This is a genomic window from Delftia lacustris (assembly GCF_040267515.1).
Classification (GTDB): Bacteria; Pseudomonadota; Gammaproteobacteria; order Burkholderiales; family Burkholderiaceae_C; genus Comamonas; species Comamonas tsuruhatensis.
This window is the reverse complement of record NZ_CP141274.1, coordinates 83,986-105,746: the sequence shown is the minus strand read 5'-3', so window position 1 is coordinate 105,746 and position 21,761 is coordinate 83,986. Positions and strand designations below refer to the sequence as shown.

At 66.1% G+C, this 21,761-nt stretch carries 15 protein-coding genes; 7 read left to right on the top strand and 8 right to left on the bottom strand.

Annotated elements, in window-relative coordinates:
* Positions 1-819: 819 nt before the first annotated feature.
* Both dinG and U6958_RS01920 read right to left on the bottom strand, forming a co-directional pair.
* A complete protein-coding gene (gene dinG / locus U6958_RS01925; protein WP_074921152.1) occupies positions 820-2,994 on the bottom strand; it encodes an ATP-dependent DNA helicase DinG in 2,175 nt (724 codons plus the stop codon).
* 69 nt (positions 2,995-3,063) lie between these two features.
* The gene (locus tag U6958_RS01920; RefSeq protein ID WP_143044508.1) at positions 3,064-3,495 is read right to left on the bottom strand and encodes a hypothetical protein; all 432 of its coding nucleotides are present in this window, start codon (positions 3,493-3,495) and stop codon (positions 3,064-3,066) included.
* Between the two features lie 314 nt (positions 3,496-3,809).
* On the opposite strand from U6958_RS01920, the gene U6958_RS01915 reads away from it, so the two are divergent.
* The 5 genes from U6958_RS01915 to U6958_RS01895 all read left to right on the top strand — a co-directional run bounded on the left by U6958_RS01915 (position 3,810) and on the right by U6958_RS01895 (position 11,803).
* Positions 3,810-4,958 carry an efflux RND transporter periplasmic adaptor subunit gene (locus U6958_RS01915; protein WP_074921151.1) on the top strand — a complete coding sequence of 383 codons (1,149 nt, stop codon included), beginning with the start codon at positions 3,810-3,812 and terminating at the stop codon, positions 4,956-4,958.
* Between the two features lie 21 nt (positions 4,959-4,979).
* Positions 4,980-8,093, top strand: a complete 3,114-nt coding sequence (locus tag U6958_RS01910) for an efflux RND transporter permease subunit (protein ID WP_074921150.1) — start codon at positions 4,980-4,982, stop codon at positions 8,091-8,093.
* Between the two features lie 310 nt (positions 8,094-8,403).
* On the top strand, positions 8,404-9,540 hold the full coding sequence (locus tag U6958_RS01905; RefSeq protein WP_223275166.1) for a TolC family protein: 1,137 nt from the start codon (positions 8,404-8,406) through the stop codon (positions 9,538-9,540).
* A 153-nt stretch (positions 9,541-9,693) separates the two neighbouring features.
* The gene (locus U6958_RS01900) at positions 9,694-10,398 is read left to right on the top strand and encodes a response regulator transcription factor (RefSeq protein ID WP_017407046.1); all 705 of its coding nucleotides are present in this window, start codon (positions 9,694-9,696) and stop codon (positions 10,396-10,398) included.
* 4 nt (positions 10,399-10,402) lie between these two features.
* Complete coding sequence (locus U6958_RS01895) at positions 10,403-11,803, top strand: HAMP domain-containing sensor histidine kinase (RefSeq protein ID WP_013799933.1); 1,401 nt, start codon at positions 10,403-10,405, stop codon at positions 11,801-11,803.
* A 7-nt stretch (positions 11,804-11,810) separates the two neighbouring features.
* Here the strand turns inward: U6958_RS01895 and U6958_RS01890 are convergent, their stop codons facing one another.
* From U6958_RS01890 to U6958_RS01880, 3 genes are all read right to left on the bottom strand, one after another.
* Entirely contained in the window at positions 11,811-12,209 is a 399-nt protein-coding gene (locus U6958_RS01890) for a YkgJ family cysteine cluster protein (RefSeq protein ID WP_013799932.1), read from the bottom strand.
* Positions 12,210-12,338: 129 nt separating this feature from the next.
* Positions 12,339-12,803, bottom strand: a complete 465-nt coding sequence (locus tag U6958_RS01885; RefSeq protein WP_034365445.1) for a MaoC family dehydratase — start codon at positions 12,801-12,803, stop codon at positions 12,339-12,341.
* An 11-nt stretch (positions 12,804-12,814) separates the two neighbouring features.
* A complete protein-coding gene (locus tag U6958_RS01880; RefSeq protein ID WP_016454189.1) occupies positions 12,815-13,786 on the bottom strand; it encodes a tripartite tricarboxylate transporter substrate binding protein in 972 nt (323 codons plus the stop codon).
* Positions 13,787-13,912: 126 nt separating this feature from the next.
* Between U6958_RS01880 and U6958_RS01875 the strand changes: the two genes are divergently transcribed.
* Positions 13,913-14,833 (top strand): LysR family transcriptional regulator, encoded by a 921-nt coding sequence (locus U6958_RS01875; protein ID WP_074921252.1) that lies wholly within the window; start codon positions 13,913-13,915, stop codon positions 14,831-14,833.
* Between the two features lie 94 nt (positions 14,834-14,927).
* On the top strand, positions 14,928-16,073 hold the full coding sequence (locus U6958_RS01870; protein WP_074921149.1) for a CaiB/BaiF CoA-transferase family protein: 1,146 nt from the start codon (positions 14,928-14,930) through the stop codon (positions 16,071-16,073).
* An 81-nt stretch (positions 16,074-16,154) separates the two neighbouring features.
* Here the strand turns inward: U6958_RS01870 and gyrB are convergent, their stop codons facing one another.
* The 3 genes from gyrB to dnaA all read right to left on the bottom strand — a co-directional run bounded on the left by gyrB (position 16,155) and on the right by dnaA (position 21,583).
* Positions 16,155-18,734 carry a DNA topoisomerase (ATP-hydrolyzing) subunit B gene (gene gyrB, locus U6958_RS01865; RefSeq protein ID WP_016447261.1) on the bottom strand — a complete coding sequence of 860 codons (2,580 nt, stop codon included), beginning with the start codon at positions 18,732-18,734 and terminating at the stop codon, positions 16,155-16,157.
* A gap of 202 nt (positions 18,735-18,936) precedes the next feature.
* Positions 18,937-20,055, bottom strand: coding sequence for a DNA polymerase III subunit beta (gene dnaN, locus U6958_RS01860; RefSeq protein ID WP_016447260.1), 1,119 nt, complete (start codon positions 20,053-20,055; stop codon positions 18,937-18,939).
* 121 nt (positions 20,056-20,176) lie between these two features.
* Entirely contained in the window at positions 20,177-21,583 is a 1,407-nt protein-coding gene (dnaA, locus tag U6958_RS01855; protein ID WP_016447259.1) for a chromosomal replication initiator protein DnaA, read from the bottom strand.
* Positions 21,584-21,761 lie beyond the last annotated feature (178 nt).

Here is a 21,761-nt window from a genome sequence, read left to right as displayed (position 1 = left end):
CGGGAAGCGAAGGCCGAACGGTTTTTCAAAAAAACAGACGTGCCAGGTTGTCTGGAGCCTGGGCATGTCCAGACGAGGGACTGCTCCAGCGAAATTGGCGCGCCTGTGTTCAAAAAATTCCGGAACGGCTCGCGCGCCATGGCCGTATGCACGAAGACGCACGAAGACAAGACTTCCTCGCGGACACGCAGGAACGCTGTGGAACGGCCGCTTTTCCACAACGGGCTGTGCACTGGACGTGGAAGACTTCAGGAAAAAGCGGCCTGCCAGGCGGACGCAAGCGGATGCGCCAGAGGCAGTGTTCGGCCATTCAAAAAAATTCAACCCCTTGTTGCCGGCCTGCAAGAGGACTGCGCATCCAGATCAGGAGCAGCAGATCCAGTCCAGGCAAGGGCAATCACGAAAAGTGATGGCTGCTGGCGCACCAGGGCAAGAGGATGTGAATCAGCCCGAGCGCTTCAGCGGCCTGCAGAGGACCGTGGAGGCTTGGCAGCTGTCAGGCCCTGGGTTGCCCGCGCAAGCGCGTCCTGGGCGTTCCACAGGCCTGTTGGAGGGGTCTGTTGGCGGGTATGGCGGGGCCGGGGAGCAGGCACGGTCTGCGAGATCCAGCGGGATCAGGGGAACGTGCTGCACAGGCATGCAGGGAGATGCGGGAGCCGGGAAATACGGTTGCCCACAGGCTGTGTGCAAGTGGCCTGTGGGCAATCGGCAAGCTCGCTGATTGAAAAAACCAGCCGTGATCAATGACTTGCGTATGCAAAGGAATGCAGTGGCGACAGGGCGCGGCCTGTTTTTCGCATGCTTTCCACAGGGTCGGGCTCAGCGTGCCGGGCGGCGCTGCAAGGCAAAGGGCGGCAGGCCCTTGAGCAGCTGCTGGCCATAGCTGGTGTTCACCAGGCGCCGGTCATAGCAATACACATGGGCCTGGTCTTCCTCGGTGCGTATGGCGCGGCCCACCCACTGGGCCAGGCGGATCGCCGTGGCCGGCACCACGAGTTCGTTGAAGGGGTTGCGGCCGCTGCTGCGCAGCCATTCGGCGCGGGCCTCGCCCACGGGGTCGTCGGGCGGGGCAAAGGGCAGCTTGGTGATGAACAGGGACTCGCACAGTGCGCCGGGCAGGTCCAGTCCCTCCCCGAAGGACTGCATGCCGAAGATGATGGAGGGCTCGCCCATCTCCACGGCATCGCGGTGGCGTGCCAGCAGCAGGGCGCGGGGCATGGCCGTCTGCACCAGCACCTGCGAGCGCATGGCCGTGGACAGCGCATCCACCGCCAGGCGCATCTGCTCGCGCGAGGTGAACAGCACCAGGGCGCCGGCCTGCACACGGGACAGGTCGCCCAGCAGGGCGTCCACCATCTCCTGGGTGAAGCGGGCGGCCTCCTTGGGATCGGCCACGGTTTCGCGCGCCACCAGGGTGCCCTGGCGCGCGTAGTCGAAGGGGCTGGGCACTTCCAGCGTGGTCACGGCCGCATCGTCGTGCAGGCCGGCCTCGCGCAGGAAGAAGTCGAATTGTCCACAGCTGGTCAAGGTGGCCGACGTGAGCACCGCGCCGCGCACCTGGGACCACAGGTGATGGCGCAGCGTGGCGCCGGGCAGGATGGGGCTGGCATGGGCCTTGACCACGATGTACTCGCCATCTGTCTCCAACGTGAACCATTTGGCATTGGGTACGCGGCTACTGTCGTCATCCTGCGCCGGCTGCTGCATCAGCAACTGGGCCGTGTCATAGACGGATTCCAGGCGGGGTGCCAGTGCGCCAACCTGTGCATAAGCTGTAGACAGCCTGCGTGCTTCCTCTGGATTTTCCTTGATGGCGGCGCGCAGCGCCTTGGAGATGGCGCGCAGCGCGTCCAGAAAGCTGTTGGCATGGTGGGCCGCCCTGCCCAGGGGCTCCAGCAGGGGCTCGGGCAGCATGCCGCGCGGCACGCGCACCCGGGCCGGCCCCCAGCTGTCCTTTTGTGACTTGAGCGTATCGCCGTACAGCTCCATCACCAGGCGCGCCAGTTCCTGCAGCTGCTGGCGCAGCTGGCTTGCATGGCTGGGCAGGTCGGCCAGTTCCTCCACTTCGACCAGGGTATTCACGCGCAGGGCGCGGCTGGTCAGCTTGTCTATCCAGCCCAGGCGGCTCAGGTCCATCTCGCCGGCGAACTGGCCCAGCGCCGTGGCGGGCAGATGGTGGGCTTCGTCCAGCACCAGAAGGCAGTTGTCCAGCTCGGGCAGCAGCCGCGCGCCCAGGGAGGATAGCAGCAGATCGTGGTTGGCCACGATGACCTGGGCGGCCACCAGGTCCTTGCGGCGCTCGTAGTAGACGCAGTTGCTGAAGGCCGGGCAGTGCTTGCCCGTGCAGGACGAGGATTCGGCCGCCACGGGGCTCCAGGCCTCGGCCTCGGGCGGGGTTTCCAGCGAGTCGCGGTCGCCGTCCCAGGCCTGGCTGGCCAGCGCGTTGGCCATGCTTTTGTAGAACTGCATGCGCGCCTCCAGCTCCAGGGCCGGGCGTGCCACGCGGCTTTGGGCCTGGGCCTTTTCCTCGGCGAACAGATCGTCCAGATCCTCGTCCTGGGCCTCGCCAGTGCTGGCCAGCCGCTCCAGCTTCAGTTTGCAGACAAAGCGGCCCCGGCCCTTGGCCAGCGCGAACTTGAAAGGCTGCTCCAGCTGCTGGGCCAGCGCGGGCAGATCCTTGTTCACCAGCTGTTCCTGCAGCGCCACGGTGGCCGTGGAAATCAGCACCCGGGTGCCGCGCGCCAGCGCCATCGAAATGGCGGGAATGCTGTACGCCAGCGATTTGCCCACCCCCGTTCCGGCCTGCACCACGGCAATGGACCGGGTGGGCTCCGGCGCGCCCTCATCGATTTTTCCCAGCTGGGCCTGGCTCAAGGTCTGCGCGACCTGGGCTGCCATTTTTCGCTGCCCCTCACGATTTCGGAACCCCGGGATGGCTCCGACCACGTCATCGAAGGATTTCAGGGCTTGGTCAGCCCATTTTTTTTCATGCATTTCGGCGTATTTCGACCAGATGGATCATTTTGGTCCGTATGTTTATAAGGATTCGTACAGTGATATGTATTAAATAAGATGCGAAATCTTATGGAATACAGCGCACAAAGCGCGTTTTTCGTATGCCGTACAGCCTACAAGCTGCACGTCATATGGATCACTGCACCCGCCAATCGCATGTGCGTACAGGTGGGTATCGGTGGCCGGGATGGACATCTGTCCACCGGCTGTTCCTGGATTGTTCCCATGGCCGTTGATGGCTGTGCGCGTGGCTGCATCCACAGTCTTGCCCACAGCTGCCAGGGTGTGCGGCCTGTGGTCAATCTTGTGTGCATGCTGTTGGCATGCCTGTGGATTGATGGAATGATTGTCGCGATTCATCGTTGATTTGCAACGAATTTTTCGAGGATTCAGGTTTGCTGCAATTTGCAGAAGGTGATGGAAGTTGTCACCACTGTGGAAAACAGGGCCTGTGCAGATCTCTGGCTTTGCAGGGTGCATTTTTCCCCGGGATATCCACAGGTCTGCCGCCGCTGCGGCCTGGCCTGGGTCCCACGCCAGGCGGCAGGTCCGGGGCCGCGCAGGCTGTGCGCCGCGGACCGCGCCGGATCTCGCAAAAGTCCGCCAAAGGCACAGACCATCCCCGCCGGGGACGGTCCCGGGGGCGAGCCCAGGGCATGCGAGTGCCTTACCAAACGGTAATGAAGGCTTCACGCACGCCGGAAGATGCGTTTTCTAGCATCTGTTTCATCTCAGGAGACAAGGGTCGGCTCGCTGCAGTCCCTGCGCTCCAGGCATGGATTGAAGGGGCAAGAATGATCAAGACACTTGCGGGCCTGCCCACGGCAGCCCGGTTTCCGGCGGCCTCGGCATGCGCCGTCATCGCCGTGGCCTGCCTTGTGGCGGGCTGCGATGCATCCAAGGCATCGGCACAGAACGAGCCTGCCGCGCAGGCGCCCGCGCCCGCCGGCGTGGTGCGGGTCAAGCCCGAGTCGCTGAAGATGCTGGACATCGCCGCGGTGGCCGATCCGCAGGGCACGCAGATGGCCTGGGCGCCGGCGCGCGTGACCTTTGCCGAGGACCGCGTGGCCACCGTCTCGGTGCCGCTGGCCGCGCGCGTGGTGTCCGTGCGTGCCCACGTGGGCGACATCGTCAAGGCCGGCGACGAGCTGGCCACCCTGGTCAGCCCCGAGGCGCTGCGCGTGCGCTACGAGGTGGAAGCTGCCCGCAGCGCGCATGACGTGGCCACCGTGGAGGTGCGGCGCCAGCAGACCATGGTGGACAAGGGCGTGGGCGTGGAGGTGGATCTGCGCGCGGCCCAGGCAAAGCTGCGCGAGTCGGCCCAGGAGCTCGCGCGTGCCCAGGGCACGTCGGCGCTGCTGGGGCAAGGCGGCGGCGACCGGCTGGTGCTGCGTGCGCCGCGCGCCGGCGTGGTGGCCGAGCGCAAGGCCGTGGTCGGCGCCTCGGTCGAGCCCAGCGGCGAGCTGTTCCTGATCGGCGATCCCGCCGCCATGAACGTGGTGGCCGATGTCTTCGAAAGCGATCTGCCCGGCATCCGCCTGGGCAGTGCCGTGCAGGTCGATGTGCCGCAGCTGCCCAAGCCCCTGACCGGCACGGTGCGCCACCTGGGCGCCACGCTGGACAAGGAATCGCTCCGCGCCTCCGTCATCGTGCAGCTCGATGCGCAAAACCCCGTGCTGCGTTCCGGCATGCAGGCGCGCGTGGGCCTGCAGGTCTCCAACGAGCACGAGATGCTGATCCCCGTGACGGCCGTGCTCATCAAGGATGAAAGCCGCAGCATCGTCTTCGTGCAGACCGGCGAGCTGCAGTTCGAGGCCCGCACCGTGGTGCTGGGCCGGCCCTCGCGCGGCATGGTGCCCGTGGTGTCGGGCCTGAAGTCGGGTGAGAAGATCGTCGTGCGCGGTGGTCTGCTGCTCGACGGCGCAGCCAGCCAGCTGCTCTGATCGCGGCAAGGAGTCCCATCAATGCTGCGTTCCCTGATAGCGTTTGTGGTGCACCGGCGGCTCGTCGCCCTGTGCGCCACCCTGATCATCGCCATCTATGGCGTGTATTCGTACCTGCACACGGCCATCGAGGCCTATCCCGATGTGACCAATGTGCAGGTGGGCGTGATTGCCCAGGCGCCGGGCCTGGCCCCCGAGGAGGTGGAGCGCCAGATCACCCAGCCGCTGGAGCGCGAGCTCAACGGCACGCCGGGCCTGGTGTCGCTGCGCTCGGAGAGCTACTTCGGCCTGGCCATGATCAACCTCGTCTTCAATGACGAGGCCGACAGCTTCCATGCGCGCGCCGAGGTGTCGCAGCGCCTGCCCCAGGCCAATCTGCCCGACGGCGTCACGCCCGAGATGGCGCCCGACTACACGCCGCTGGGCAAGATCTTCTACTACCGCCTGAAGAGCGACCGCCACACGCTGGCGCAGCTGCGCACCGAGCAGGAATGGCGCGTGGTGCGCGTGCTCAAGCAGGTGCAGGGCGTGGCCGACGTGGTCAGCATCGGCGGCTTCGTCAAGGAGTACCACGTCGAGGTCGATCCCGAGAAGCTGTATGCGCTGGGCCTGTCGCTGGAAGACGTGAGCGATGCCCTGTCCAAGTCCAACCGCAACGTGGGCGGCGGCCTGATGCGCCGCGGCGAGCAGTCGCTGATCATCCGCGGCATCGGCCTGCTGCGCACGCCGCAGGAGATCCAGGGCGTGGTCGTGGCCATGCGCGGCAGCGCGCCCGTGACCATTGGCGACGTGGCGCGCGTGGTGCAGTCGCACACGCCGCGCCAGGGTTCGGTGGGCATGGACGATGCCGACGACGTGGTCCAGGGCATCGTGCTGCTCAAGCGCGGCGAGAACCCCTCGGTGGTGCTGGACCAGATCCATGCCAAGGTGGCCGCGCTCAATGACGGCGGCCTGCCCGAGGGCATGCACATGGAGACCAACTACGACCGCTCCGACCTGGTCGGCCACACGCTGGGCACGGTGCAGCACAACCTGCTGTTCGGCGCCACGCTGATCGTGGGCGTGCTGTGGCTGTTCCTGCGCAGCCTGCGCGGCTCGCTGATCGTGGCCACGGTGATCCCGCTGTCGCTGCTGGTGGCCTTCATCGGCCTGCACCTGCTGGGCATGCCGGCCAACCTGATCTCCATGGGCGCCATCGACTTCGGCATCATGGTGGACGGCGCCGTGGTGCTGGCCGAGAACATCATCCGCAACGCCCGCCTGCGCAAGCCGCAGACGCAGGCGGACATGCGCCACATCATCATCGACTCGGCCGTGGCCGTGGCCAAGCCCACGCTGTTCGCCATGGCCATCGTGATCGCGGCGCTGATCCCCGTGTTCTCGCTGGAAAGCATCGAGGGCCGCATCTTCCGTCCGCTGGCCATGACCTACAGCTTCGCGCTGCTGGGTGCCCTGGTCTTCGCCATGGGCCTGGTGCCGGCGCTGTGCGCGCTGTTCCTCAAGCCCCAGCACGTGATGGTGGAAGAGCCCAAGATCTTCGACCGCGCGCACCACGGCTACCAGCACTGGATCGGCAGCCTGCTGGGCGCCGGGCGGCGCCGTGTCATGGTGGTGGTCGCCTCGCTGGCCATCCTGGTGGCGGCCGGCCTGTCGGCCGCCTGGCTGGGCACGGAATTCCTGCCCGAGCTCGATGAAGGCGACGCCTACGTGCTGGTGCAGATGCCGGCATCGATCTCGCTGGAAAAGGGCCAGGAAGTACTGCGCGACGTGCGCCTGCGCCTGAAGACCTTCCCCGAGGTCATCACCGTCACCACCGAGCAGGGCCGTCCCGAGTCCGGCACCGACAACGAGACGCTGAACCTGGCCAAGGTGCTGGTGCGCCTGAAGGGCCACGGCGAATGGCGCAAGGGCCTGACCAAGCCCCAGCTCATCGAGCAGATGCGCGCCACGCTCAGCGAGATTCCGGGCGTGTCGTTCAACTTCGCCCAGCCCATCCGCGACAGCGTGGAGGAATCGACGTCCGGCGCGCGCGGCCAGGTGGTGCTCAAGGTCTTCGGCCCCGACATTCCGCAGCTGCGCTCCATCCTGCAGCAGACCGTGGACCTGGTGAAGGACATCGACGGCGTGGTCGACCTGGGCCTGTACCGCGACGCGCCTGCGCCCCAGGTGCACGTGGAGTTCGACCGCCAGGCGCTGGCGCGCCAGGGCATTGCCATGGAGACCGCGCAAAAGACGCTGGAGGCGGCGCTGGCCGGCAACATCTCCACCACGCTGTGGGAAGGCGAGTACCCCGTGCCCGTGCGCGTGCGCCTGCCCTACGTGGACCGCATGGATGAGGAACGCATCCGCAACATCGCCATCCCCCTGCCCAATGGCGCTGCGGGCAGCTCGGTGCCGCTGCACTCCGTGGGCCAGGTGGCCATCAAGATCGGCAACTCCTCCATCTTCCGCGAAGGCAATGCGCGCTACATGGCGCTCAAGTTCAACGTGGAAGGCCGCGACATCGGCTCCGTGGTCAAGGACACGCTGGCCACGTTCAAGAAGAACGTGAAGATCCCCGAGGGCTACCAGGCCGTCTGGGGCGGCGAGTGGGAGAACCAGCAGCGCGCGGCCGCACGCCTGAAGATCGTGGTGCCGCTGTCGCTGATCATCGTCTACGCCCTGCTGTTCGGCGCGCTGGGCCAGGCGCGCAGCGCCGGCATCATCTTGCTGTGCGCGCCCTTCACCATGGTGGGCGGCATCGCGGCCCTGCACTTGGCGGGCATCGAGCTGTCCATCAGCGCGGCCATCGGCTTCATCGCGCTGCTGGGACAGGTGGCGCTGGCCGGCCTGCTGGTGATCTCGGCCGTGGAGGAATTGCGACGGCAGGGCATGCCCATGATGCAGGCCCTGGTCGAGGGCGCTGCCGAACGCATGCGCTCCATCGTGCTCGTGGCGCTGCTGGCGCTGCTGGGCCTGCTGCCCATGGCGCTGTCCACGGGCGTGGGCAGCGAGACGCAAAAGCCCTTCGCCTCCGTGATCGTGGGCGGCATGGTGGTGCTGCCCCTGGTGGCCCTGGTGCTGCTGCCCGTGCTCTATGCGCTGCTGGGCCCCAAGAACATGTTGACGCAGGAAGAACTCGATGAAAAAGAGTAAGCACCCCCTGAGCGGCTGCGCCGCTTCCCCCTCTCTCGCTTCGCGGGAGGGGGACGACGCCATCGCCGCGAGGCGGCTCTTGCTTGGCGTCTCTGATTTGGGCCGTGCCGGTTTTGTGGGTCGTTCACCTTATCGGGCCCTGTTTGTGGCTGTGGCGCTGTGCTGCGGGGCGGGTTCTGCGCTTGCGCAGCAGGCTGTACCCGCTGTACCCGCTGTACCCGCTGTACCGGGCGGGGCGGCTGTGCCGGCCATCACTGCGGCGCCTGCTTCCGAGGTGGCTCCGGCGGCTGCGCCGCAGCAGCCGGTGGGGATGCAGGAGTATCTGCAGATGGTGGTGCGCAACCAGCCCCAGCTGGCGGCGCAGCGGCTGCAGATCGGGATTGCGCAGGCGGACAGCCGCACGGCGGCGGCGTTTCCCAATCCTTCGGCGTCGTACAGCAGCAAGCCGGGCGAGAAGCAGTGGGGCATAGAGCAGCCGCTGCCCATCTTCGGCCAGCGGCGTTTGCGCATGGAGAACGCGCGCAAGGGCGAGACGGCGGCGCGCGCCAATGTCGAGGTGGCCGTGGCCACCACGCTCAACGATGCAGCCACGGCCTTCATTGATCTGCTGATGACGCAGCAGCGCCTGAAGGTCTGGCAAGAGGCGCAGGAGGCCCTGAACAGCGCGGGCAATATCGTGCGCGGACAGATCGAGGCCGGTGCGCGCAGCCGCTATGACGGCGCGCGCCTGAGCCTGCAGCAGGCCCAGATGGCCATGCAGGTCAGCCAGGCCCAGTCGGACTGGCAGGATGCCGCCTCGCACGCCGCCGCCCTGGCCGCCCTGCCCCAGTGGGCACCGCGCGCCACGGGCAGCCTGCAGGCCGTTCCCGTGGCCCAGCTGCTGCACGAGCAGGAACTTTGGGAGGCCGCGCGCCTGCGCCTGCCGGCCCTGGTGGCCGCCCAGGCCGAGCTGGACCAGCTGCGCCACAAGGTCGAGCTGGAACGCCGCGAAGCCCTGCCCACGCCCAGCATCAGCGTGGCGCGGGTGCGCAACCGGCTGGACGGCAACTACAACCAGATCGGCGTGTCGGTGGAGCTGCCGCTGTTCGATCGCCGCGAAGGCCCCATCGCGCGTGCCCAGGTGGAGGCCGAGCAGGCCCAGCTGCGCTACGACGCCGCGCTGATCGAGGCGCGTACCGAGCTGCAGCGCGCCATCAGGCAGCTGAAGCTGCGCCGCGATGCCGTGCGCGCCTACGAAAAGCAGGGCCTGGCGCAGATCGCGCCGCTCAACCAGATGGCCCAGGACGCCTACAAGCTGGGCCAGGGCTCCATCCTGGAGCTGATCGATTCGCTGGGCTCCATCAACGAGCACCGCCTGGAGCACCTGGACCTGGTCAAGGAAATGATGCTGGCCGAGTGGCAGGTGCGCGTGGCCAGCGGCGATCTGCCGATGTGGGCTGCGCCCTGACGGTTTCATGCGGCGCGGTGCTCTGGGATGCCGCGCGGCCCTGCCCCTAGCTGGAAAGAGGTGGTCAACATGCCGGCACCCCCACCGATCTCGGCGGAGTCTGGCGCGCCGTATAGTGTCTGCCTCAGTTTCGAGTCAGGCCCTGCCGCCCGCATGTACCGCTATCTCATCATCGAAGACGACGCGCTGAACGCGCGCTACATCGCCGAAGGCCTGCGCCAGCAGGGCGCGCAGGTGGCGGTGTGCAGCGATGGTGTGCAGGGCATCGCCATGGCCGTGGGCGAGAGCTGGGATGTGATCATCCTCGACCGCATGCTGCCCAACGGCTTCGACGGCCTGCAGATCCTGCAGACGCTGCGCTCCATGGGCAAGCAGACGCCGGTGCTGGTGCTCAGCGCCCTGTCGGCCACGGACGAGCGCGTGCGCGGCCTCAAGGCCGGCTGCGACGACTACCTGACCAAGCCCTTTGCCTTCTCCGAACTCTCGGCGCGCCTGGAGGCCCTGGTGCGCCGCGCCCAGATCCCGGCCCCCGCGCGCGAGATGCGCCTAGCCGACCTGCGGTTGAATCTGCTCACGCGCAGCGCCGAGCGCGCGGGCCAGCCGCTGGCGCTGCAGCCGCGCGAGTTCCGCCTGCTGGCCTTTCTGATGCAGCACGCGCACCAGATCGTCACGCGCACCATGCTGCTGGAGTCGGTGTGGGACTACCGGTTCGACCCGCAGACCAATGTCATCGACGTGCACATCAGCCGCCTGCGCGGCAAGGTGGACAAGGGCTTCGAGCCCGCGCTGATCCACACCGTGCGTGGTGTGGGCTACAGCCTGTCGGACCGGCCGCAGGACCTGCCGCAGGTGGCCTGATCCCATGTCGCTGGCCAAGCCCTGGAGCTCCACGGCCTTCCGGCTGGCGCTGACCTACGGCGTGCTGCTGGTGCTGACCATGTCCATCGTGCTGTCGGTGTTCTACGTGCAGACCGTGGGCGTGCTGCGCATGCGCATGGACCGGCAGGCCGAGAACCACATGCGCCGCCTGGTCGAGCACCGCGACAAGTACGGCGAGCCCGCGCTGGAGGCCGAGATCCAGCAGACCCTGCTGGACGGCGTCAACACCGATACCGAAATCCTCATCCTCATGGATGGCGACGGCAATCCCATCATCGGCAACGCCGACGTGGTGCCCGCACGCCGCCTGACGGAGATGGGCGTGCGCGATCTCAAGGTGCGGCGCAACGGCCGCATCATCGCGGGCCGCGTGGCCGTGGCCCAGCTGTCCGACGGCAAGCTGCTGGCCGTGGGCAGCGACATGCAGGTGCAAAGCGATGTGGAGGAGCTGTTCGGCCGCGCCAGCCTGCTGGCCGGCCTGGTGGCCCTGGGCATGGCCGTACTGGGCGCCGGGGCCTTCCGGCGCGTGGTGGAAGAGCGGGCCGCCGACATCCGCAGCACCATGGCGCGCGTGGCCACGGGCGACCTGCGCCAGCGCATTCCGGTCACGCGCCGCGACGATGAGTTCACGCTGCTCAACCGCGACATCAACACCATGCTGGACCGGCTGGAACTGCTGATGGACGGCATACGCCATGTCTCCAACACCATCGCCCACAACCTGCGCACGCCGCTGACGCGCATCCTGCTGCGCCTGCGCAATGCCCAGCAGGCCACGCCCGAGGAAAAGAACGAGACGCTGGCGCTGGTGGCCCAGGAAGTGGCCGAGCTGGGCGTGGTCTTCGACAAGCTGCTGCAGATTGCCGAAGTGGAAAGCGGCGCCAGCCGCAAGAACTTCGCGCCCGTGGACCTGCGCGCCCTGCTGGTCGACGTGGTGGAGTTCTACGAACCGCTGGTCGAGGACGCGGGCGGCGTGCTGCGCCTGGAGGTCGAGGGCACGCCCATGGCGCTGGGCGACGGCGACCTGCTGGCCAGCGCCGTGGCCAACCTCGTGGACAACGCCATCAAGTACGGATCACTGCCCGACAGCGACCACGGCGCCGACATGCTGCTGCGCGCGGGCGTGGCCCACGAACACGGCATGGACGGCGGCGCCTGGGGCGTGGAAATCATCGTGCAGGACCGCGGCCCTGGCGTGGACGCGCAGACGCGCGAGAAGATGAGCACCCGCTTTTACCGCGCCGAATCGGACCGCGAAGGCTACGGCCTGGGCCTGGCCAGCGTGCTGGCCATCGTGCAGCTGCATGGCGGCAAGCTGGGCTTCGAGAACATGCATCCGGGCCTGCAGGCGAGGATCTGGCTGCCCGGGTTGCCCACGGCCTGAAGCCGTTTCAGCGGTCCTTGTGACCGTAGGCGCAAAAGCCGGGCTTGGGCCCCTTCTTGGGGTGCAGGCGACAGGTTTCGGGCCGCTTGTCGTAGACCGTGCAGCGCCGCGACTTGGCATCCAGAAAATTGCAGTCCCCGCTGGCGCGCCGCGCCATGGTGAAGATGTTGTGCTTGGGGTTGTAGTGGTCGATCAAGCGCATCTTCATCAGCCGCTTGGCGATGAGCTTGGGCTCCACGTTGTCCACCTCGAACGGATCCACCAGCTCCAGCCGTACCAGATCGGGCAGCTGCACCTCCAGCGGCATGGTGCAGCAGTTGGCCGCACAGCTGTCGCACATGCCGGGCTTGTATTTGCTCCAGGAGTCGAGGCGGTCGACGTCGACGATGCTGATGGGGGATCTCATGGTGGGCGATGGGCGTGTGCAGGGCCGCTATTTTTCGCCAGAAAGCCCGGCGGCGGTTGCCGCGCCGGCGTAGCCAAGCGACGGGGCGGGTCTTTGGGGGACGCCGCCCCTGCATCCATCCCCTGGCCCTCAGGCCGGCCGCTTCCTCAACAGGTATTTCTGAAACCCGTCGGACACCCGCTCGGCGCGCTGGTTCAGCACCTCGGTGGCCAGGGTCAGCACGCCCGTGGTGTTGCCGGGCTTGAGCTCGGACACCGTCAGCGTGCAGTACAGCGTGTCGCCCACATAAACGGGGGCCAGGAAGCGGCTGCCCTGCTCCAGAAAGCCCTTGAGCGATTCCTCGACCATGTGCGGGAACAGGCCGGCGCCTGCCGCCGTCTGTATGGCCACCTGGTAGCCGTGGGCCAGCATATGGGGCATGCCGCGCGCGCGGCAGTACTCCACGTCGTAGTGCACGGGATGGTTGTCGCCGCTGGCCAGCTGGAAGGCGGCGAACAGGGCGTCGGTCATGGTGCGCGATGGCAGGGCGAAGACCTCGCCCAGCGCGAAGTCTTCAAAGTAGCGCTGGGCGCACAGGGATGGGTGGCGTGGCATGGCGACTCTCCTCAGTTCGCGCTCATGTGGGCGGCCCGGGCGACCTTGCCCCATTTGTCCAGCTCCTGCTTGAGGAAGGCGGCCAGCGCCTGGGGGCGCGGCTGCTTTTCCAGCACCAGGCCCATGTCGTAGGCCTTTTTCTGCAGCCCGGCATCGTCCACCGTGGCCTGCAGGCTGGACTGCAGGCGGGCAATCAGCGCTGGCGGCGTGCCTGCGGGGGCGAACACGGCGTTCCAGGTATAGGCCTCGTAGCCGGGCACCTGCTCGGCAATGGCAGGCGTGTCGGGCGTCTGCGGCAGGCGCTGGGCCATGGTGGTGGCCAGCAGGCGCACCGTGCCCGCCTTGACCTGGGCCAGGCCTGTGGGCGCGCTGTCCAGCATGAAGGCCAGGTGCCCGCCGATGAGGTCCTGTATGGCTGGCGCACTGCCCCGGTAGGGCACATGCTGGGCCCGGGTGCCCGCCATCAGGTTCAGCAGCTCCGCGCCCAGGTGCGGAGCGCTGCCCACGCCCGCCGATGCATAGCTGACCTGGCCGGGCCGCGCCCGCAGATAGGCCAGGAAATCCGGCAGGCTCTGCACGGGCAGCCGCTTGTCCACCACCAGCACCAGCGGCGCCCTGGCGAGCAGTCCCACGGGCGCGAAGTCTTCCTCCGTGCGGTAGCCCAGCTTGTCGTGGATGTAGGGATTGACGGCATGCGCCACCGTGGTCAGCAGCAGGGTGTAGCCGTCAGGGGCTGCCTTGGCAACCGCCTCCGTGCCCACCAGGGTGCCGGCACCCGTGCGGTTCTCGATCACCACGGGCGTGCCCAGCTTCTGGCTCCAGACATCGGCCATGGCGCGGCCGAAGGTGTCGGTGGGGCCGCCTGCCGCGTAGGGAATCACCAGCTTGATGGGGCGCGCCGGATAGTCCTGCGCTGCGGCCGCGCCGGCGGCCAGAAGCAGGGCGGTGAGAAGGGTTTGGCGTCTTGCCGTCTTGAAGTCCATAATTTTCTCCGTTGTCTCCTGGCGCCGACTATAGAAATGCGCTGCCAATGCGGCCAGTCGAATCATTGATAGGGCGGTTAGAAACCGTCTAACACCAAGGAAATGCCCAAGGCGGGCATGCAACGGATGCGATATGAATTGACGGATCTCAGGGTTTTCCTTGCGATTGCCCAGGCCAAAAGCCTCAGCGCAGGCGCGGCTGAAATGCATTTGACGGCGCCATCGGCCAGCTACCGGCTCAAGAATCTGGAGCAGGCCATGGGCGCATCGCTGTTTGAAAGAACGTCCAAAGGCATGGTGCTGACCCCGGCGGGAATGACGGTCAAGAAATACGCCGATTCCATTTTCGGCAGCGTGGACCGCTTGCACGGAGAAATGCAAAGACACATCAACGGAATATCGGGCCATATCCGCGTCTTTGCCAACAGCAGCACGCTGACGGGAATTGCGCCCGTGCTCAGCCGCTATCTGGCCCATTATCCGAACGTCAATGTGGACCTGGAGGAGCGCCTGAGCGAAGACACGGTGCGCGCCTTGCTCGACGGCAGTGCCGATGTGGGCCTGGTGGCCGGCCAGATCGATCTGCATGGCCTGCACGCCATCACCTATGGCCACGATGAACTGGTGTTTGTGGTGCCCGCTGGCCACCCCTTGGCCGCCAGCAGCAGGGTGCCGCTGGAAACCGCGCTGACCTACGACCTGGTCTCGATCGGCCGCAAGACCAGCAACTTCCTCTACCTCCAAGGCATGGCTTCCAGGCTGGGCATGAATCCAAGGGTACGTGTGCACGCACCAACATTCGAGGCCGTGCTGCAGTGCGTGCAGGAAGGCGTGGGCATTGCGCTGGTGCCACGCTCCATTGCCCGGCCGGCGCTGCAGGCGCGCCGGCTGGCTGCCGTAGGCCTGGACGAGGCCTGGGCGCAGCGCGAGCAGAAGGTGGTCACGCGCGAACCCGAAACCCTGCCCGCCTATGCCCGCGATTTCGTGGCCTATGTGGCGGCCCAGCCTTTGCCCGAGGAAGGCGCCGTGCAGGAATCCCTGTCTTAGAAGATTTGAAATTCCGCTTAGAAAATGCCGACTGGCTGGGTGATGGTCGCACTTCTAGAATGCGGCGAATCGAATATTCGCCTCGTTCAAGAAAATGCAGACACGCCCATTGGATGGTTTGACGGTATTGGCCATGGAACACGCCGTGGCAGGGCCTTTTGCCAGCCGGCAGCTGGCGGACCTGGGCGCCAGGGTCATCAAGCTGGAGCGATTGCCCGATGGGGATTTTGCACGGGGCTATGACGACAAGGTCCATGGTGAATCATCCTTTTTTGTCTGGGCCAATCGGGGAAAGCAAAGCCTGGCCGCAGATATCAAGACCGCCGAAGGGCAGCATATCGTCGGGAAAATACTGGAAAACGCAGATATCCTGATCCAGAACCTGGCCCCCGGTGCCATGCAGAGAATGGGCATGGATTTCGACAGCCTGCATGAGAAATATCCGCGTCTCATCGTCTGCGATATATCGGGCTATGGCGAAGGCGGACCGCTCAGCGACAAAAAGGCCTATGACCTGCTGATCCAGGCGGCAGCCGGCCTGATCTCGGTCACGGGCACGCCCGACCAGCCCGCGCGCGTGGGCATTTCCATCGCCGACATCGCGGCCGGCATGTATGCCTACTCGGGCATGCTGTCTGCCCTGCTGCAGCGCGCCCGCACCGGCCGGGGCCTGCGCGTGGAGGTATCCATGCTGGAGGCGCTGGCCGAATGGATGTCCTACCCGCTGAATTTCGCCCACTACGGCGGCGCGGCGCCTGCGCGCAGCGGGCTGACCCACCCTTCCATCGCGCCCTATGGCCAGTACACGGCCGGTGACGGCCAGAGCCTGATCTTCGGCCTGCAGAACGACCGCGAATGGCACAGCTTCTGCGCCCATGTGCTGCAGCAGCCCGCGCTGGCGCAGGACGCGCGCTTTGCCACCAACCTGCAGCGCGTGGCGCACCGCAAGGAACTCGATGCGGTGATCGCCTCCGCGCTGGCCCCCCTGAGCCGCGAACAGGCCATGCAGCGCCTGGATGCAGGCGGCATCGCCAACGCGCCGCTCAACGGCATGCACGAGGTCTGGAACCATCCGCAATTGCAGGCGCGCGAACGCTGGCGCGAGGTGGCCACGCCCGCCGGCAGCATCCAGGCCCTGCTGCCCCCGGCCACGCTATCGGATGCCGAAGCCGCCATGGGCGCCGTGCCCGCGCTGGGCGAGCACACGCAGGCGCTGTGGGAGGAGTTTGGCGGGCGGTAAACATGGCCAGGGGGGCCAAGGTCCGGCCATGAAAAAAGCGCTCCTTGCAGAGCGCTTTTTGCAGTGTGCCGTTCGGCTGGATCAGACGTCGATATTGCCCGCCCGCAGCGCATTCGTCTCGATGAAGTCCCGGCGCGGCTCCACCTCGTCGCCCATGAGCATGGTGAACACGCGGTCGGCCTCGATGGCGTCGCCGATCTGCACCTGCAGCAGGCTGCGCACGGTGGGGTCCATGGTGGTCTCCCACAGCTGCTCGGGGTTCATTTCGCCCAGGCCCTTGTAGCGCTGGCGGGCCGTGGTGCGTTCGGCCTCGTGCAGCAGCCATTGCATGGCCTGGCGGAAGTCGGTGGCCTTGTCGCTCTTGGCCTTCTCGCCTTCGCCGCGCGTGACCTTGGCGCCTTCGCCCAGCAGGCCGTTGAAGTTCTGGGCTTCGTCGGCCAGTGCGGCGTAGTCGTGGCTGCGCACGAACTCCTGGGTGAGGATGGAGCTCTTGATGTTGCCGTGGTGGTGGCGGCTGATGCGCAGCACGGGCTTTTCGGAGACCGGATCGATTTCGGCCGTGACCTCGGCGGGCACGCCTGTGGTGGTCAACTCGCGCAGCTTGGCCTCCAGGATGGGGGCGCAGGCCTGTGCCGCCTCGATGCTGTCCAGCGTGATCTGCACGCCGTCGGCGATGGCGCGCAGGGCCTCGGCATCCATGAAGTTGGACAGGCGGTCGATGACGGTCTCGGCAGCCAGGTGCATGTTGGCCAGCTTGGCCAGTTCCTCGCCGTCCAGCGTGCGCGGGTTGGCGCCGCCGGTGCTGACGCTGGCGTTCATCAGCGCGATGCGCAGCAGGTACTGGTTGAGCGCGGGGCCGTCCTTGATGTACAGCTCTTCCTTGCCGTTCTTGACCTTGTACAGCGGCGGCTGGGCGATGTAGATGTGGCCGCGCTCGACCAGGTCCGGCATCTGGCGGTAGAAGAAGGTCAGCAGCAGGGTGCGGATGTGGGCGCCGTCCACGTCCGCGTCGGTCATGATGATGATGCGGTGGTAGCGCAGCTTGTTGGGGTCGAAGTCGTCGCTGCCGCTCTTGCCCGATTCGGCCGTGGCCTTGCCGATGCCGGTGCCCAGGGCCGTGATCAGGGTGACGATTTCGTTGCTGGACAGCAGCTTCTCGTAGCGGGCCTTTTCCACGTTCAGGATCTTGCCGCGCAGCGGCAGGATGGCCTGGAACTTGCGGTCGCGACCTTGCTTGGCGGAGCCGCCGGCGGAGTCACCCTCGACGATGTAGATCTCGCACAGCGCCGGGTCCTTTTCCTGGCAGTCGGCCAGCTTGCCGGGCAGGCCCATGCCGTCGAGCACGCCCTTGCGGCGCGTCATCTCGCGGGCCTTGCGCGCGGCCTCGCGGGCACGCGCGGCATCGACGATCTTGCTGCACAGGATCTTGGCGTCGTTGGGCTTTTCCTCCAGGTAGTCGGTCAGCGCCTTGGCGACGATGTCCTCCACGGGCGCGCGCACTTCGCTGGAGACCAGCTTGTCCTTGGTCTGGCTGCTGAACTTGGGCTCGGGCACCTTCACGGACAGCACGCAGCACAGGCCTTCGCGCATGTCGTCGCCGCTGACCTCGACCTTGGCCTTCTTGGCCAGCTCGTTCTGCTCGATGTACTTGCCGATCACGCGCGTCATGGCGGCGCGCAGGCCCGTCAGGTGGGTGCCGCCGTCGCGCTGCGGGATGTTGTTGGTGAAGCACAGCACCTGCTCGGCGTAGCTGTCGTTCCACTGCATGGCGACTTCGACGCCGATCTCGGTGCCGGGGATGCCGCCGTAGCTTTCCGCAGGACGCGTGCCGTTGGCGTGGAAGGCGGTGGGGTGCAGCACCTTCTTGTTGGCGTTGATGAACTGCACGAAGCCCATGACGCCGCCGGCGCCGGAGAAGTCGTCCTCGCGGCCGTCGCGCTCGTCCTTGAGGCGGATGCGCACGCCGTTGTTCAGGAAGGACAGTTCGCGCAGGCGCTTGGCCAGGATCTCGTAGCGGAACTCATGGTTCTGCGTGAAGATTTCCGTGTCGGGCAGGAAGTGGACCTTGGTGCCGCGCTTGTCGCTCTTGCCGACCACGCGCATGGGCGAGACCTCGACGCCGTCCACGATCTCGATGGGGCGGTTCTGCACCTGGCCGCGCGAGAAGTCGATCTCGTAGACTTCGCCGTCGCGGCGCACGCTGAGCTTGAGCCAGATGGACAGTGCGTTCACGCAGGACACGCCCACGCCGTGCAGGCCGCCCGAGACCTTGTAGCTGTTCTGGTTGAACTTGCCGCCCGCGTGCAGTTCGGTGAGGGCGATTTCGGCCGCCGAGCGCTTGGGCTCGTGCTTGTCGTCCATCTTCACGCGCGTGGGGATGCCGCGGCCGTTGTCGATGACGGACAGGGAGCCATCGGCATGGATGGTGACCAGGATGTCGTCGCAGTAGCCGGCCAGGGCTTCGTCGATGGAGTTGTCCACCACTTCGAAGACCAGGTGGTGCAGGCCCGTGCCATCGGAGGTGTCGCCGATGTACATGCCGGGGCGCTTGCGCACGGCCTCCAGGCCTTCGAGGATCTGGATCGCGCCTTCGCCATAGCCGCTGGAGTCTGAGCCTTCGGGGGCAATGGTCTGGTTTTCTGGCTTGTTCTCGTCGGTCATGGAAGGCCCTGGGGTAGTTCCGTCGGAAGCTGTCGCTTCGCTTGAAAATGTTCGATTCGGCCGCTGGCGCGGTGCGTAGGGACGCGCGCTGCGGGCTACGAGTCGGATAGGGTGGTTGCGCGCCTTGCACCGGCTTGTGCCACCGGGCGGCGGGTGCAGGGGCTGCGCAATGTGTCAGGCATCGGGTAGGTGTGGCGCGCGCTCAGATGCGCATCGGCATCACGACGTACTTGAAGCTGTCGTTCTCGGGGATGGTCAGCAGCGCCGAGCTGTTGCCGTCCTGCAGGTCGATCCTGATCATGTCCTGGCCCATGTTGGACAGGGCGTCGATCAGGTAGGTGACGTTGAAGCCGATCTCGATGGTGTCGCCACCGTAGTCGATGTCCAGCTCGTCCATGGCCTCTTCCTGCTCGGCGTTGTTGGAGGCCACGCGCAAGGTGCCGGGCTCCACCGTCAGGCGCACGCCCTTGAACTTGTCGCTGGTCATGATGGCCGTGCGCTGCAGGCTGGCCAGCAGCGGGGCGCGGCCCAGGGTCACGCTGTTGGTGTGGTTGCGCGGGATGACGCGGTTGTAGTCGGGGAACTTGCCCTCGACCAGCTTGGTCACGAACTCCATGCCGCCAAAGGTGAACTTGGCCTGGTTGTTGGCGAACTGCATCTCGATGTGGGGCTGGTTCTCGCCGCCGGCATCCGACAGCAGGCGCTGCAGCTCCAGCACGGTCTTGCGCGGCAGGATCACTTCCTGCTTGGGCACTTCCACGTCCAGCTGGCTGCTTGCAAAGGCCAGGCGGTGGCCGTCGGTGGCCACCAGGGACAGCTGCTTGCCCTCGGCCACGAACAGGATGCCGTTGAGGTAGTAGCGGATGTCCTGCACGGCCATGGCGAAGGAGACCTGGCCCAGCAGGTCCTTGAGCACCTTCTGCGGCACGCTGAACGACGGGCCGAAGGCCGCAGCCTCCTGCACCAGCGGGAAGTCCTCGGCCGGCAGGGTCTGCAGCGTGAAGCGGCTCTTGCCGCCCTTGAGCACCATCTTGGCCTGCTGGGTCTCCAGGCTCACGGTCTGGTCGCCGGGCATGGTCTTGAGGATGTCGATCAGCTTGCGCGCGCCCACGGTGGTGGTGAAGTCGCCGGTGTCGCCGCCGAGTTCGGCGGTGGTGCGGATCTGGATTTCCAGGTCGCTGGTGGTCAGCTGCAATGCGTTGCCGGTCTTCTTGATCAGCACGTTGGCCAGGATGGGCAGCGTGTGGCGGCGTTCGACGATGCCGGACACCGATTGCAGGACCGCGAGAACTTTGTCTTGTGTGGCTTTCAGGACGATCATGTCAACCTCTGATTTAAGGATGCGGGTCTCGGTGGGAGCGGCGGCTCACACATGAGCCCCCTCTTGCCGCTCGAATCCCCCATTTTGCCGCGTACGCAGGGCCTGAACGGGGGAGTTTTCATCAACCTTTGAGAGTTTGCTCCAGCACGTGCAGCTGCTGGTTCAGCTCGGTCAGCTGCTGGCGTTCGCCGGCGATCTTGCGCACCGCGTGCAGTACGGTGGTGTGGTCGCGTCCGCCGAACAGCTCGCCGATCTCGGGCAGGCTCTTCTGAGTCAATTCCTTGGCCAGGTACATGGCAATCTGGCGCGGCCGGGCAATGCTGGCCGGGCGCTTCTTGCTGTACATGTCGGCCACCTTGATCTTGTAGTAGTCGGCCACCGTCTTCTGGATGTTTTCCACGCTGATCTGGCGGTTCTGGATGGACAGCAGATCACGCAGGGCCTCGCGGGCCAGCTGGATGGAGACTTCCTTCTGGTTGAAGCGCGAATAGGCCAGGATCTTGCGCAGCGCGCCTTCGAGCTCGCGCACGTTGGAGCGCACGTTCTTGGCCACGAAGAAGGCGACTTCCTCGGGCATCTCGGCGTTCTCGGCGCGGGCCTTGTTGATCAGGATGGCCACGCGCATCTCCAGCTCGGGCGGCTCGATGGCCACCGTCAGCCCGGAGTCGAAGCGCGAGACCAGCCGCTCGTGGATGTTGGCCAGGCCCTTGGGATAGGTGTCCGAGGTCATCACGATGTGGCTCTTCTTGGCCAGCAGGGCCTCGAAGGCGTTGAAGAACTCCTCCTGCGTGCGGTCCTTGTTGGCGAAGAACTGCACATCGTCGATCAGCAGCAGATCCAGCGAGTGGTAGCGCTCCTTGAATTCGTCAAAAGTGCGGCGCTGGTAGGCCTTGACCACATCCGAGACGAACTGCTCGGCGTGGATGTAGAGAACTTTCGCGTCGGGCTTGTCGGCCAGCAGCTTGTTGCCCACGGCATGCACCAGGTGGGTCTTGCCCAGGCCCACGCCGCCGTAGATGAACAGCGGGTTGTACAGGTGGCCGGGCGAGCCCGCCACATGCATGGCGGCCGAGCGTGCCATGCGGTTGGCCGTGCCTTCCACCAGGGTTTCAAAGGTCAGCGCGGCGTTCAGGCGCGTACGGAAGACCGGCGCTGCCGCGTCTTCGCCAGTGACCGTGGGCACCGAGGTGACAATGGTTTCCGGTGGGGCCGAGCGCTCGCTGGAAGATGGGCGAACATAAGTACGCACAACGCTTTCCCGTTGAGCGAGCGCTAACTCAAGTGTCACCGGCTGGCCATAGAGCGACTCCAGCATGGCCGAGATGCGGCCTGCATATTGGGCGCGGATCCAGTCGAGCTTGAAGCGGTTGGCCACGTAGACGGTGACTTTGGAGAAGTCTTCGGCGACGTGCGCGGTCAGGGGCTTGATCCAGGTGTTGAACTGCTGCTCAGGCATTTCCTGCCCCAGTTGCTCAACGCAGACTTGCCACAGGCCCTGGCCTGCATCGTTCGTAGGTTCCTCTGTCATTGTCGAAGTCTAGTTGTGGATAGGAGGAACTGTTGCGAGGCTGCCATTGTAGCTTTTGCGGAAGTTATCCACAAAATATCAGGAGCTTGTCCTCTGCCCTGTCGCAAAATGGGCAGGCATCCTTCGGGTTCGAAGGGCATTGCATCAAGTGGGCAACGCTGTGATAATCGCGGGTTTC

Excerpts from the sequence above, each read along its gene's own strand:
- dinG (WP_074921152.1), bottom strand. The coding sequence starts at position 2,994 with ATGCATGAAAAAAAATGGGCTGACCAAGCCCTGAAATCCTTCGATGAC.
- U6958_RS01920 (WP_143044508.1), bottom strand. The coding sequence starts at position 3,495 with ATGCACCCTGCAAAGCCAGAGATCTGCACAGGCCCTGTTTTCCACAGT.
- U6958_RS01915 (WP_074921151.1), top strand. The coding sequence starts at position 3,810 with ATGATCAAGACACTTGCGGGCCTGCCCACGGCAGCCCGGTTTCCGGCG.
- U6958_RS01910 (WP_074921150.1), top strand. The coding sequence starts at position 4,980 with ATGCTGCGTTCCCTGATAGCGTTTGTGGTGCACCGGCGGCTCGTCGCC.
- U6958_RS01905 (WP_223275166.1), top strand. The coding sequence starts at position 8,404 with ATGCAGGAGTATCTGCAGATGGTGGTGCGCAACCAGCCCCAGCTGGCG.
- U6958_RS01900 (WP_017407046.1), top strand. The coding sequence starts at position 9,694 with ATGTACCGCTATCTCATCATCGAAGACGACGCGCTGAACGCGCGCTAC.
- U6958_RS01895 (WP_013799933.1), top strand. The coding sequence starts at position 10,403 with ATGTCGCTGGCCAAGCCCTGGAGCTCCACGGCCTTCCGGCTGGCGCTG.
- U6958_RS01890 (WP_013799932.1), bottom strand. The coding sequence starts at position 12,209 with ATGAGATCCCCCATCAGCATCGTCGACGTCGACCGCCTCGACTCCTGG.
- U6958_RS01885 (WP_034365445.1), bottom strand. The coding sequence starts at position 12,803 with ATGCCACGCCACCCATCCCTGTGCGCCCAGCGCTACTTTGAAGACTTC.
- U6958_RS01880 (WP_016454189.1), bottom strand. The coding sequence starts at position 13,786 with ATGGACTTCAAGACGGCAAGACGCCAAACCCTTCTCACCGCCCTGCTT.
- U6958_RS01875 (WP_074921252.1), top strand. The coding sequence starts at position 13,913 with ATGCGATATGAATTGACGGATCTCAGGGTTTTCCTTGCGATTGCCCAG.
- U6958_RS01870 (WP_074921149.1), top strand. The coding sequence starts at position 14,928 with ATGCAGACACGCCCATTGGATGGTTTGACGGTATTGGCCATGGAACAC.
- gyrB (WP_016447261.1), bottom strand. The coding sequence starts at position 18,734 with ATGACCGACGAGAACAAGCCAGAAAACCAGACCATTGCCCCCGAAGGC.
- dnaN (WP_016447260.1), bottom strand. The coding sequence starts at position 20,055 with ATGATCGTCCTGAAAGCCACACAAGACAAAGTTCTCGCGGTCCTGCAA.
- dnaA (WP_016447259.1), bottom strand. The coding sequence starts at position 21,583 with ATGACAGAGGAACCTACGAACGATGCAGGCCAGGGCCTGTGGCAAGTC.